This is a genomic window from Actinomadura oligospora ATCC 43269, assembly GCF_000518265.1.
Lineage (GTDB): Bacteria > Actinomycetota > Actinomycetes > Streptosporangiales > Streptosporangiaceae > Spirillospora > Spirillospora oligospora.
On record NZ_JADG01000003.1, the window covers coordinates 129,766 to 142,530 of the forward strand.

Annotated in this window: 10 protein-coding genes; 8 read left to right on the forward strand and 2 right to left on the reverse strand. The window is 72.7% G+C overall.

Annotated elements, in window-relative coordinates; all coding sequences use genetic code 11:
• The first annotated feature begins 57 nt into the window (after positions 1 to 57).
• The 4 genes from P696_RS42280 (at position 58) to P696_RS57780 (ending at position 5,206) form a co-directional block, all read left to right on the forward strand.
• Complete coding sequence (locus P696_RS42280) at positions 58 to 702, forward strand: GNAT family N-acetyltransferase (RefSeq protein WP_051466490.1); 645 nt, start codon at positions 58 to 60, stop codon at positions 700 to 702.
• Between the two features lie 323 nt (positions 703 to 1,025).
• Entirely contained in the window at positions 1,026 to 3,863 is a 2,838-nt protein-coding gene (gene uvrA, locus P696_RS0100665) for an excinuclease ABC subunit UvrA (protein ID WP_026410836.1), read from the forward strand.
• 236 nt (positions 3,864 to 4,099) lie between these two features.
• Positions 4,100 to 4,576: a Rieske (2Fe-2S) protein gene (locus P696_RS0100670; RefSeq protein WP_084336757.1), complete on the forward strand. Its 477-nt coding sequence runs from the start codon at positions 4,100 to 4,102 to the stop codon at positions 4,574 to 4,576.
• A gap of 126 nt (positions 4,577 to 4,702) precedes the next feature.
• Positions 4,703 to 5,206, forward strand: a complete 504-nt coding sequence (locus tag P696_RS57780; protein WP_026410838.1) for a Rieske (2Fe-2S) protein — start codon at positions 4,703 to 4,705, stop codon at positions 5,204 to 5,206.
• On the opposite strand, the gene P696_RS42285 is transcribed toward P696_RS57780, so the two are convergent.
• Positions 5,193 to 6,395: a mechanosensitive ion channel family protein gene (locus P696_RS42285; RefSeq protein ID WP_051466492.1), complete on the reverse strand. Its 1,203-nt coding sequence runs from the start codon at positions 6,393 to 6,395 to the stop codon at positions 5,193 to 5,195. The two genes, P696_RS57780 and P696_RS42285, sit on opposite strands and share 14 nt — an antisense overlap.
• A 151-nt stretch (positions 6,396 to 6,546) precedes the next feature.
• Here P696_RS42285 and uvrC point away from each other — a divergent pair, with 151 nt between their 5' ends.
• The 4 genes from uvrC (at position 6,547) to whiA (ending at position 11,792) form a co-directional block, all read left to right on the forward strand.
• On the forward strand, positions 6,547 to 8,712 hold the full coding sequence (gene uvrC, locus P696_RS42290) for an excinuclease ABC subunit UvrC (RefSeq protein ID WP_084336605.1): 2,166 nt from the start codon (positions 6,547 to 6,549) through the stop codon (positions 8,710 to 8,712).
• Complete coding sequence (rapZ, locus tag P696_RS0100690; RefSeq protein ID WP_026410839.1) at positions 8,709 to 9,587, forward strand: RNase adapter RapZ; 879 nt, start codon at positions 8,709 to 8,711, stop codon at positions 9,585 to 9,587. The genes uvrC and rapZ overlap by 4 nt, the downstream gene beginning before the upstream one ends.
• Before the next feature lie 50 nt (positions 9,588 to 9,637).
• On the forward strand, positions 9,638 to 10,750 hold the full coding sequence (locus P696_RS57785) for a gluconeogenesis factor YvcK family protein (RefSeq protein ID WP_026410840.1): 1,113 nt from the start codon (positions 9,638 to 9,640) through the stop codon (positions 10,748 to 10,750).
• A gap of 61 nt (positions 10,751 to 10,811) precedes the next feature.
• Positions 10,812 to 11,792, forward strand: a complete 981-nt coding sequence (gene whiA, locus P696_RS0100700; RefSeq protein WP_026410841.1) for a DNA-binding protein WhiA — start codon at positions 10,812 to 10,814, stop codon at positions 11,790 to 11,792.
• Between the two features lie 37 nt (positions 11,793 to 11,829).
• On the opposite strand, the gene P696_RS0100705 is transcribed toward whiA, so the two are convergent.
• Complete coding sequence (locus tag P696_RS0100705) at positions 11,830 to 12,714, reverse strand: alpha/beta hydrolase (protein ID WP_245627461.1); 885 nt, start codon at positions 12,712 to 12,714, stop codon at positions 11,830 to 11,832.
• Between the last annotated feature and the right edge of the window lie 51 nt (positions 12,715 to 12,765).

The window sequence follows — 12,765 nt, forward strand, 5'->3', positions numbered from 1 at the left end:
CGTCACGGTTGCGGAAAATGGGTGGAGCGGTCCCGGGGGCTCGGCGAGCATCGCGGTATGAGCATCGAGCGCCCGTCCGAGCCGTCCGAACCGCCTGAACCGTCCGAACCGCGCCTTGATCCGCGGCCTGATCCGCGCTCGGGGGCGCGCCCGCCGGAGCGGATCGTCCTGCCCGGCCTGACCCTCCGCCGCGCCGCCGAGGACGACGTCCCGGCCCTCCTGAAGGCCCTGAACGACTCGTTCGACCACCTCCACCCGTGGATGCCGTGGGCCGCCGAGCCGCAGACCCTCGAGGCCGAGCGCGCCTGGATCGTCCAATCCCGCCGGAACTGGGAGGACGGCACCGACTACGCCTACCTGCTGGAGTGCCCGGACGGCGCGATCGCGGGCACGGTCGGCCTGCACGGCAGGCTCGGCCCCGGAGCCCTGGAGATCGGCTACTGGGTGCACGTGGCGTACATACGGCGCGGCTTCGCGACGAGGGCGGCCGAGGCGGTCACCGAGGTCGCGTTCGGGTTGCCCGGCATCGAACGCGTCGAGATTCACTGTGACATCGCCAACAAGCGCAGCGCGGCCGTCCCGTCCAGGCTCGGGTACGAGCTGATCGCCGTCGAGGACGACGTCCGCGAGGCCCCGGCCGAGGAGGGCCCGAGGATGCGCTGGGGCATGACCCGCGAAGCCTGGGCCCGCCGGGACGCCTGAGACCGGCAAGGCCCTGTGCGGCAAGGGCGGGAGCCCCCCCGGCGAACCCGCCACGGCCCCTGCCCGCACGGCGAACACAGGGTGTGACCAGGTGTGGCCCGGCGCGTTCCGGTGGCGGTAGATCTTCGAACACGTGTACGGTTCGGGCGTGGCCGGAGGTCCCGTGGGGGCGGGACGGCCGAGGTGAAATTCGGCGGGCCTTTTTTCTGTTGTCAAGACGGGGGAGTCCGCGCGCGCCTGCGTTCTGTCGGACCCCCTGACTACCGTGGGGACATCCCGTCCCATCGCCGCCGTGCCCCAGAAGAGGAACCGGAATAGACGCCGTGCATGACCGACTCATCGTGCGAGGAGCACGCGAGCACAACCTGAAGGACGTCTCGCTCGACCTGCCGCGGGACGCGATGATCGTGTTCACCGGGCTCTCCGGGTCCGGCAAGTCCAGCCTGGCGTTCGACACGATCTTCGCCGAGGGCCAGCGCCGGTACGTCGAGTCGCTGTCGGCCTACGCCCGCCAGTTCCTCGGGCAGATGGACAAGCCCGACGTGGACTTCATCGAGGGCCTGTCCCCGGCGGTCTCGATCGACCAGAAGTCGACCAGCAAGAACCCGCGCTCCACGGTCGGCACGATCACCGAGGTCTACGACTACCTGCGCCTGCTGTACGCGCGCATCGGGCACCCGCACTGCCCGGTCTGCGGCCGTCCGATCAGCCGCCAGGCCCCCCAGCAGATCGTCGACCGGGTGCTGGAGCTCGACGAGGGCACCCGCTTCCAGGTGCTCGCCCCGGTCATCCGCGGCCGCAAGGGCGAGTACCTCGAGCTGTTCCGCGAGCTGCAGTCCAAGGGCTACTCGCGCGCGCTCGTGGACGGCGAGATGGTCCGCCTGGACGAGCCGCCCACGCTCAAGAAGCAGGAGAAGCACGACATCTCGGTGATCGTGGACCGGCTCGCGGTCAAGGACTCGGCGCGCCAGCGGCTCGCCGACTCCGTCGAGACGGCCCTCGGCCTCGCGGGCGGCACGATCGTGCTCGACTTCGTCGACCTCCCCGAGGACGACGAGAACCGCACCCGCATGTACTCCGAGCACCTCTACTGCCCCTACGACGACCTGTCGTTCGAGGAGCTGGAGCCCCGCTCGTTCTCCTTCAACTCGCCCTACGGCGCGTGCCCCGAGTGCACCGGTCTCGGCACCCGCATGGAGGTCGACCCCGAGCTCGTCGTCCCCGACGAGGACCTCGCGCTCGGCGAGGGCGCCATCCAGCCGTGGTCGGGCGGGCACGTCAGCGACTACTTCCTGAGGCTGCTGTCGGCGCTCGGCGACGCCATGGGCTTCGACCTGAACACGCCGTGGCGCAAGCTGCCGCTGAAGGCGCGCAGGGCGATCCTGAACGGCCACGAGACGCAGGTGCACGTCCGGTACAAGAACCGGTACGGCCGCACCCGCTCGTACTACACGGCCTACGAGGGCGTGATCCCCTACATCCACCGGCGGCACGCCGAGTCCGAGAGCGACTCCTCGCGCGAGAAGCTCGAGGGCTACATGCGCGAGATCCCGTGCCCGGCCTGTCAGGGCGCGCGCCTGAAGCCGGTCGTCCTCGCGGTGACGATGGGCGGCAAGTCCATCGCCGAGGTCTCGGCGATGCCGATCGGCGAGGCCGCCAAGTTCCTGCTGGCCATGGAGCTGAACGACCGCGACCGGCACATCGCCGAGCGGGTCCTGAAGGAGATCAACGCCCGGCTCGGGTTCCTGCTGGACGTCGGCCTCGACTACCTCACCCTCGACCGCGCGTCCGCGACGCTGGCGGGTGGCGAGGCGCAGCGCATCCGGCTCGCCACCCAGATCGGGTCCGGGCTGGTCGGCGTCCTGTACGTGCTGGACGAGCCGTCCATCGGCCTGCACCAGCGCGACAACCAGCGGCTGCTGGAGACGCTGCTGCGGCTGCGCGACATGGGCAACACGCTCATCGTCGTCGAGCACGACGAGGAGACCATCAACGCCGCCGACTGGATCGTCGACATCGGCCCGCGCGCGGGCGAGCACGGCGGCAAGATCGTCGTGTCCGGCACCGTCGAGGAGCTCCTCGCCTCCGAGGACTCGCTGACCGGGCAGTACCTGTCCGGCCGCCGTGAGATCGCGGTGCCCGAGATCCGCCGTCCGCGGACCAGGAGCCGCGAGATCACCGTCAAGGGCGCGCAGCAGAACAACCTGCGGGGCGTCGACGTGGCGTTCCCGCTCGGCGTGTTCACCGCCGTCACCGGTGTGTCCGGGTCGGGCAAGTCCACGCTGGTCAACGACATCCTGTACAACTCGCTGGCCAAGCAGCTGCACGGCGCGAAGACCGTCCCGGGCAAGCACAAGCGGGTCAACGGCGTCGACCAGCTCGACAAGGTCGTGCACGTCGACCAGTCGCCGATCGGCCGCACCCCGCGGTCGAACCCGGCGACCTACACCGGCGTGTTCGACCACATCCGCAAGCTGTTCGCGCAGACCACCGAGGCGAAGGTGCGCGGCTACCAGCCGGGCCGGTTCTCCTTCAACGTCAAGGGCGGCCGCTGCGAGAACTGCTCGGGCGACGGCACCATCAAGATCGAGATGAACTTCCTGCCGGACGTCTACGTCCCGTGCGAGGTCTGCCACGGAGCCCGGTACAACCGGGAGACCCTGGAGGTCCACTACAAGGGCAGGACGATCTCCGAGGTGCTGGACATGCCGATCGAGGAGGCCGCGGTCTTCTTCGAGCCGGTCACCGCGATCCACCGGCACCTGAAGACCCTGGTGGAGGTCGGCCTCGGCTACGTCCGGCTGGGCCAGCCCGCGCCGACCCTGTCCGGCGGCGAGGCGCAGCGCGTCAAGCTCGCCTCCGAGCTCCAGCGCCGCTCGACCGGCCGCACGATCTACGTGCTGGACGAGCCGACCACCGGCCTGCACTTCGAGGACATCCGCAAGCTCCTCGGCGTGCTGAACGGCCTGGTCGACAAGGGCAACACGGTCATCGTCATCGAGCACAACCTGGACGTCGTCAAGACCGCCGACTGGATCATCGACATGGGCCCCGAGGGCGGCTCCCGCGGCGGCGTCGTCGTCGCGCAGGGCACCCCCGAGGAGGTCGCGAGGGTCGAGGGCAGCCACACCGGCACCTTCCTCGCCAAGATCCTCAACTGACCCGAGGACGGGCTGCGGGCCGCGCGGAATCTCCTTCCGCGCGGCCCGTGGCATGTCCGGAACGCGGATCAGGGGCTGGTGATCGCGCCAGGGTGGGCGCGGGCACGGTGCCCAGGCCGACGACGATGAGGCCGGTTCCGAAAAGAGCGCCGGTGTGAGGGAAAGCGCGCACCGCCCGGGCGGCTTGCGGCGGGGGTGCTGCGGGGGGCGGCGGATCGTCCGGAATGATGGTGACCATGAGCGACGAAGCGACGAGCGGGGGCCGGGAGAACCGGGTCGCCGGAGGTGGAGAGGCGCCGGAGGGGGCCGTCGGACGCCGGATGGTGTTGTGCGGGACGGGCGTGGTGGGAGCGGCGCTCGGGGCGGGGTTGCTGACCGGCTGCGGGCCGAAGTCGAACAAGGCGGCGCCCGTGAGCGACCTCAAGGGCAAGGAGATCGCCAAGGTCGCCGACGTCCCGGTCGGCGGCGGCAAGGTCTTCGCCGACACCAAGGTCGTGGTGACCCAGCCCAGCCAGGGCGTTTTCAAGGCGTTCAGTGCCATCTGCACCCATCAGGGCTGCTTGACCAACCGGGTGGCCGGCGGCGTGGTCAAGTGCCCGTGCCACGGCAGCGAGTTCAAGATCGCGGACGGCTCGGTGGCGCAGGGCCCGGCGAACAAGGCGCTGACCGAGTACCCCGTCCAGGTCAAGGGCGACGGCATCGTCGTCGTCTGACCCGCGGCGCTCCGCACGGTTCGTCTTTGGCGCTCCGCGGGCGATCCCCTGGATTGAACCGGTCCTGATCGCGATACGTGCTCCCGGTGACGGCGAAGAACCCCCAACCCGCACCGGAGGTCCGGAATGTCGCAGGCGCACGAGCAGACCACGACCGGAGACGCACCCGAGCGGCCCCCGTCCGGCGACCTCGCCCGGCGGGGGCTGCTGCTCGGTGTGAGCGTCGTGGGCGCCGCCGGGCTGGCCGCGGCGTGCGGCGGGTCGTCCGACGACGGGTCCGGGGCGACGCCCTCGACGGCGACGCCGACGACCAACGGAGGGATGACGGAGAGCGGCGGCGGGGGGATCGTGCTCGGCGCCGCCGCCGACATCCCGGTGGGCGGCGGCAAGGTCTTCAAGGGGCCGAAGATCGTGGTCGTCCAGCCGAAGCCGGGCGAGTACCACGCGTACACGGCCGTCTGCACGCACATGGGCTGCACGGTCGGATCGGTGGAGAACGGCCTGATCAGGTGCCCCTGCCACGGCAGCGAGTACCGCATCGAGAGCGGCGAGGTCGCGCGCGGGCCCGCGGCGAAAGCCCTGGTCGAGAAGCTGATCAAGATCTCCGACGGGAAGATCATCCTCGTCTGAACGCGTCCGCCCCGTCCGCGTCGGCGCGGGCGTCCGCCGTGCGCGGTCCGTTCGCGCCCGGCGGGGCGTCCGGGCCGACGGCCGGGGCGCCGGACGACTCGGTGTAGCGCACGGCCTCGCCGGCGGGTTCGGCGGGGCCCGCGCCCTCCCGGACGCGGGTCTCCTCGGGGATCTCGGCGCGGAGCCGGGGGAGCGCCTCGGGATGGTGGTCGCGCAGGTAGCCGATCAGGTGCTCGCGGACGTCGCAGCGCAGGTCCCAGGCGCTCGCCGAGTCGGCGGCGCTCATCAGCGCGCGCATCTCGACCAGCCCGTTCGGCAGGACGTTGGTCTGCTGGAGCACCCAGTCGCGCTGGTCCCACAGCGGGTGTTCGCGCAGGTAGTCGTGCAGGACGGTGCGCAGTTCCCCGATCGGGACGTTCCAGTCCACCCGGAGCTCGACCGCCCCGATCACCCGGCTGGTGTGCCGCGTCCAGTTCTCGAACGGCTGTTCGATGAAGTAGGACACCGGAAGGATGAGCCGCCGCTCGTCCCAGAGCCGCACCACCACGTACGACAGCGTCAGCTCCTCGATCCGTCCCCACTGGCCCTGGACGACCACCACGTCGTCCAGGCGCAGCGCGTCGCTGAACGCCAGTTGCAGCCCGGCCAGGAGGTTTCCCAGGGTGGGCCGGGCGGCGATGCCGACGACCAGCCCGGCGACGCCCGCCGACGCCAGGACGCCCGCGCCGAGGGCCCGGACGGCGGGGAAGGTGAACAGCGCCACCGCGACCGCCAGCACGGTCAGCACGACCGCGCCGATCCGGCGGAGCAGCAGGAGCTGGGTGCGGGTGCGGCGGGCGCGCCGGTTGCGTTCGCCGGAGACCCGGGTGAGCCGCTCCAGAGGCGGGTCGGTCAGCGCGTAGAAGATCCGCAGGATCAGCCAGGCGGTGGCGCCGGTCGCCGCGATGTGCAGCAGGTGCCGCAGGTCCGCGCCCAGGCGCGGCGGCAGGTCACCGTACGGGACGGCCCCGTCGGCGCTGACCGCGGCGGCGAACGCGAAGGCGGGCGCGGTGCAGCGGCGCGCGGCCTCCCCGGCGGCGGGCCAGCGGGCCGACAGGCGCCCGGCGAGCAGCCGCCGGGCGCCCTCCACGACGCCCACCGACACGGCCACGGCGATCACGGGAACGATCAGCGCCCAGAGCGTCGGCAAAGCGGAATCCCCCCTCGGACTCGTCCGGACGAACGCGGTGGTCACTCCGGGGGGATCCTTTTCCGCGGCAGGCCGTTCGGAACGAGATCCCGATCACGTCGGGGGGCCTCACGGGGCGCTGGTTGTCGGTGCCGCCGACTAGGCTTTCCATGTGGCAGATCCGGCGACCTATCGACCAGCACCGGGGACGATCCCCGACGAACCCGGCGTGTATCGCTTCCGCGACGAACACGGCCGGGTGATCTACGTGGGCAAGGCCAAGAGCCTGCGCTCCCGGCTGGGCTCCTACTTCGCCGACTTCGCCACCCTGCACCCGCGCACCCAGACGATGGTGCGCACCGCCGCGCGGGTCGACTGGACGGTCGTGTCGACCGAGGTCGAGGCGCTCCAGCTGGAGTACAGCTGGATCAAGGAGTTCGACCCCCGGTTCAACGTCAAGTACCGGGACGACAAGTCCTACCCCTACCTCGCGGTCACCCTGAACGAGGAGTTCCCGCGCGTCCAGGTCATGCGCGGCGCCAAGCGCAGGGGCGTGCGCTACTTCGGCCCCTACTCGCACGCCTGGGCGATCCGCGAGACCGTCGACCAGATGCTCCGCGTGTTCCCCGTCCGCACCTGCTCGGCCGGGGTGTTCAAGCGGCAGCACCAGCTCGACCGGCCGTGCCTGCTCGGCTACATCGACAAGTGCTCCGCGCCGTGCGTGGGCCGCGTCACCCCCGAGGAGCACCACCTCCTCGCCGAGGACTTCTGCGACTTCATGGCGGGCAACACCGGCCGCTACATCAAGCGGCTCGAGCGCGACATGCGCGAGGCCGCCGCGTCCATGGAGTACGAGCGGGCCGCGCGGCTGCGCGACGACATCCGCGCGCTGGAGGCGGCGCTGGAGAAGCAGACCGTCGTGCTCGCCGACGACACCGACCTCGACATGGTCGCCTTCGCCGAGGACGAGCTGGAGGCGGCCGTCCAGGTGTTCTACGTCCGCGGCGGGCGCATCCGGGGCCGGCGCGGCTGGGTGGTCGACAAGGTCGAGGCGGTCACCACCGCCGACCTGGTCGAGCAGTTCCTCATCCAGATCTACGGCGACAGCGAGGCGGTGCCGCGCGAGGTGTACGTCCCGGCGCTGCCGCCGGACGCCGACGCCATGACCGAGCTCCTGACCGAGGCGCGCGGCGGGCCCGTGAGGCTGCGCGTCCCGCAGCGCGGCGACAAGAAGGCGCTGCTGGAGACCGTCCAGCGCAACGCGCACGAGGCGCTCAAGCAGCACAAGACGCGCCGGGCCAGCGACCTGACCACCCGCAGCCTCGCGCTCAGCGAGCTGCAGGAGGCGCTGGAGCTCGACGAGGCCCCGCTGCGCATCGAGTGCTACGACGTGTCGAACCTCCAGGGCACCAACGTCGTGGCGTCCATGGTCGTGTTCGAGGACGGCCTGGCCCGCAAGGGCGAGTACCGCCGCTTCACCATCAAGGCCGTGGAGGGGCAGGACGACGTCCGGTCCATCCACGAGGTGATCACCCGCCGGTTCCGCCGCTACCTGGCGGAGAGCGAGAAGACCGGCGAGCTGGCCGTCCTCGGCGACGGCCACGAGGACGCCGAGCGCGCGCCCGGCGCGGACGGCTCCGGGCCCGGTGCCGCCGACTCGGGGGAACCCGCCGCGCACGGCCCGATCGACCCGGAGACCGGCAAGCCGCGCCGCTTCGCCTACCCGCCGAACCTGGTGCTCGTGGACGGCGGCCCGCCGCAGGTCGCCGCCGCGCAGCGGGCCCTGGACGAGCTCGGCGTGGACGACATCGCCGTGGTCGGCATCGCCAAGCGGCTGGAGGAGCTGTGGCTCCCCGGCGACGACGACCCGGTGATCCTGCCGCGCAACAGTGAGAGCATGTTCCTGGTCCAGCGGGTGCGCGACGAGGCGCACCGCTTCGCCATCACCTTCCACCGCCAGAAGCGGTCGAAGTCGATGACCGTCAGCGAGCTCGACGGGGTGCCGGGGCTCGGCCCGGCCCGGCGCACGGCGCTGGTGAAGCACTTCGGCTCGGTCAAGCGCCTGAAGGAGGCGACGCCCGAGCAGATTGCGGAGGTGCCCGGCATCGGCCTGCGCACCGCCGAGACGATCGCCGTCGCGCTGAACGGCCCGGGAGCCGCCGCGGCGACGCGTCCGGCCGAGGACGCGGCGCGGCGACCGGACGGCGGCACGGACGCGGGCGCGGAGCCGGGCACGGGAACGGACACAGGCAAGGGCATGACGCCGGACGCCACGGGGGCGGCGGACGGCGGGACGGAACACCGGGGCGACGCCGACAACAGGGGGAAACGAACGTGACCAGCGAGACGCACATTCCGGACATCGTGATCGTCACGGGCATGTCCGGCGCGGGCCGCAGCACGGCCGCCAAGTCCCTGGAGGACCTGGACTGGTTCGTGGTCGACAACCTGCCGCCCGCGCTGCTGGCGACCATGGCCGACCTCGGCGGCCGGGTGAAGGACGCGGTGCCGCGCATCGCCGTCGTCGTGGACGTGCGCAGCCGCGCGTTCACCGCCGACCTGCACTCCTCGATCGCCGAGCTGGAGGCGCGCGGCGTCCACCCGCGCGTGGTGTTCCTCGAGGCCAGCGACGAGGACCTCGTGCGCCGGTTCGAGAGCGTCCGCCGTCCGCACCCGCTGCAGGCCGACGGACGCCTGGTCGACGGCATCGCGCGCGAGCGCGAGCTGGTCCGCGAGGTGCGCGCCGAGGCCGACCTGGTGCTCGACACCAGCGGCCTGAACGTGCACGAGCTGCGCAACAAGATCATCGGTTTCTTCGGGGACGGCAGCCGCGAGTCGCGGCTGCGCGCCACCGTCGTGTCGTTCGGCTACAAGTACGGCCTGCCGGTCGACGCCGACCTGGTCGTCGACTGCCGGTTCCTGCCGAACCCGCACTGGGTGCCGGAGCTGCGGCCCAAGACCGGCCGCGACGCCGACGTGCGCGACTACGTCCTCGCCCAGCCCGGCGCCAAGCAGTTCCTGGACGCCTACACCGAGGTGTTGCGCCTGCTCACGACCGGGTACGAGCGCGAGGGCAAGCACTACGTGACACTGGCCGTGGGATGTACCGGCGGCAAACACCGTAGTGTGGCCATGGCCGAGCAGATCGCCGCACGGCTGCGGGACGAGGGCGTCGAGGTGCAGGTCGCCCATCGCGACCTCGGCCGCGAGTGAGCCGCGCGGGTGAGCGCCCGCGCGGGTGGACCGAGGAGACTGACGAACCGGTGAACCCCCGTGGGCCCAAGGTCGTCGCGCTCGGCGGGGGGCACGGCCTGTACGCCTCGCTGTCGGCGCTGCGCCGCGTCACCGACGCCCTCACGGCCGTGGTCACGGTCGCCGACGACGGCGGCTCCAGCGGGCGGCTCCGCCGCGAGCTGGGCGTCATGCCGCCGGGCGACCTGCGAATGGCGCTCGCCGCGCTGTGCGGCGACGACGAGTGGGGCCAGACCTGGCGGGACGTGGTGCAGCACCGCTTCCGCAGCGAGGGCGCCCTGCACGACCACGCCGTCGGCAACCTTCTGATCGTCGCCCTGTGGGAGTTGTTCGGCCAGTCGGCCCCCGAGGCCGTCCCGAACGCGCCGACCGGCCCGTCGGCCGCCGGAACTCCCGCCACCACCGCGACCGGCGCTGGAGGCGCGCCCGCGGGTGCTGCTTCCGTCGGTGCCGTGCCCTTCGGCGGGCCGTCCGGCGGGGGAGCGGCGGTCGGGGGTCCGGGGGTCGTGGCCGGGCTCGACTGGGTGGGACGGCTGCTGGGCGCGCACGGACGCGTGCTGCCGATGGCGTCGGTGCCGCTCGACATCGTGGCGGACGTGCGCGGCGGCGATCCGGCGTGCCCGGGCGAGGTCGTCAAGGTGCGCGGGCAGGTCGCGTGCGCGAAGACGCCGGGCACGGTCGAGGGCATCTCGCTGATCCCGTCCGACCCGCCCGCGTGCCCCGAGGCGCTCGCCGCGATCGAGGACGCCGACTGGGTGGTCTTCGGCCCGGGATCATGGTTCACCAGCGTCCTGCCGCACCTGAAGGTGCCGGAGCTGGCGCGCGCGCTGCGCCGGACGTCGGCGCGCCGCGCGGTCGCGCTGAACCTCGCGCCGCAGCCCGGCGAGACCGACGACTTCTCGCCGCAGAACCATCTCGAGGTGCTCCAGGCCCACGCGCCCGACCTCCAGATCGACGTGGTGCTGGCCGACCGGGGCGTGGTGGACGAGCCGGACGCCCTGGAGAAGGCCGTCGGCGATCTCGGAGGGCGCCTGGTGCTCGCCGACGTGGCGGCCGCGGACGGCTCGCCACGTCATGATCCCGCCCTGCTGGCCCAAGCCTTCGTACAGATATTCGCTGACTGACGTCCGGCCGGGCCGCGATCGGCCACACTGCTGGAAGTTCGATAGGGGGAGGGGTTCATCTATGGCGATGACCGGCGTGGTGAAGGACGAGCTGAGCCGGCTCCAGGTGCTCAAGCCGTGCTGCCGCAAGGCGGAGGTCTCGACGCTGCTGCGCTTCGCGGGCGGCCTGCACCTGGTGAGCGGGCGCATCGTGATCGAGGCCGAGATCGACACCGGGTCGGCCGCGCGCCGCCTGCGCCGCGACATCGCCGAGGTGTTCGGGCACACCTCCGACGTGGTGGTGCTCGCCCCGTCCGGGCTGCGCAAGGGCAACCGGTACGTGGTCCGGGTGTTCCGGGACGGCGAGTCGCTGGCCCGGCAGACCGGGCTGATCGACAACAACGGCCGTCCGGTGCGAGGGCTGCCCCGGCACGTGGTCGCGGGGGCGGCCTGCGACGCCGAGTCGGCCTGGCGGGGGGCGTTCCTGGCCCACGGCTCGCTGACCGAGCCGGGCCGGTCGATGTCGCTGGAGGTGACCTGCCCGGGCCCGGAGGCGGCCCTGGCGCTGGTCGGCGCGGCCCGCCGGTTGAAGATCCACGCCAAGGCCCGCGAGGTGCGCGGGGTCGACCGGGTGGTCGTCCGGGACGGCGACGCGATCAGCGCCCTGCTCACCCGGCTCGGCGCGCACGACTCCGTCCTGGCCTGGGAGGAGCGGCGGATGCGCCGCGAGGTCCGGGCCACCGCCAACCGGCTCGCCAACTTCGACGACGCCAACCTGCGGCGCAGCGCCCGCGCGGCGGTCGCGGCGGGCGCCCGGGTCGCCCGCGCCCTGGAGATCCTCGGCGACGACGCCCCCGAGCACCTGGTCAGCGCCGGGCGGCTCCGGCTGGAGCACAAGCAGGCGTCCCTGGAGGAGCTCGGCCAGCTCGCCGACCCGCCGCTGACCAAGGACGCCATCGCGGGCCGTATAAGGCGTCTGCTCGCCATGGCCGACAAGCGCGCCGGCGACCAGGGCATCCCCGGCACCGAGGCGAACCTGACCGCCGAGATGCTCGCCCCCTGACCCGAGGCCGTTCGGGGGCAGGCGAGATCGCGCGGGGTCAGGCTTCGAGCGCGCGCCGCAGCACCTCCGCCGTCTCGGACTTCTGCCGGTCCGAGACCCTCGAGGGGATGGCCGCCGAGCCGTGGAAGGTCCCCGCGAACACGTGCAGCTCCGTGGAGACCCCCGCCTGGAGCAGCCGGGTCCCGTAGATCAGGGCCTCGTCGCGCAGCGGGTCGAGCTCGGCGGCGCTGATGTAGGCGGGCGGCAGCCCGGACAGGTCCTCGGCCCGCGCGGGGGCCGCATGCGGCGGCACGTCCTCGCGTCCGCCCAGGTAGCGCCGCCAGCTGATCTCGGCGTTGGGCCTCGTCCAGCCGGGGGTGTCGGTGAAGGCGCGCATGGACGGGGTGTCGAGCCGGTCGTCCAGTTCGGGGATCAGCAGCGCCTGGAACCGGATCGCGGGTCCGCCCAGGTCGCGGACGCGGAGCGCGAGCGCGGCGGCCAGCCCGCCGCCCGCGCTGACCCCGGCGACCGCGATCCGGGAGGGGTCGACGTCCTGTCCGGCCAGCCAGACCAGGGCCCGGTGGCAGTCGTCCAGGGCGGCCGGGTAGGGGTGCTCGGGCGCGAGCCGGTAGTCGACGGAGGCCACGGTCGCGCCGACCTCGTCGGCGAGCGAGAGCGCCTCGCGGTGGGTGGTGTCCAGGTCTCCGACGCAGAACCCGCCGCCGTGCATCCACAGGATCGCGGGCCCGCCGGGCCCGAGCCGCTTGGGCCGGTACAGCCGGACGCGCGCCTCGGCCACGTCGGTGATGTCGGTCCGGGAGACCGTTTCGGGGTCGGCGGGACGGGCGGCGGCCATGCGCCGCCGCAGCTCGCGGCCGGCCTCGATGTCGCTGAAGGTGGGGTCGGGCAGGGCCGGGAGGAAGGCTTCGAGTTCGGGGTCCATGCCGATCATCCTGGCCGGTGGTGCGCCGCCTGTCGGCCGACGCCCGTCGCC

What these genes read in the sequence shown, in the direction of transcription:
- P696_RS42280 (WP_051466490.1), top strand. Translation starts at nt 58, where the DNA reads ATGAGCATCGAGCGCCCGTCCGAGCCGTCCGAACCGCCTGAACCGTCC.
- P696_RS0100670 (WP_084336757.1), top strand. Translation starts at nt 4,100, where the DNA reads ATGAGCGACGAAGCGACGAGCGGGGGCCGGGAGAACCGGGTCGCCGGA.
- P696_RS57780 (WP_026410838.1), top strand. Translation starts at nt 4,703, where the DNA reads ATGTCGCAGGCGCACGAGCAGACCACGACCGGAGACGCACCCGAGCGG.
- whiA (WP_026410841.1), top strand. Translation starts at nt 10,812, where the DNA reads ATGGCGATGACCGGCGTGGTGAAGGACGAGCTGAGCCGGCTCCAGGTG.
- P696_RS0100705 (WP_245627461.1), bottom strand. Translation starts at nt 12,714, where the DNA reads ATGGACCCCGAACTCGAAGCCTTCCTCCCGGCCCTGCCCGACCCCACC.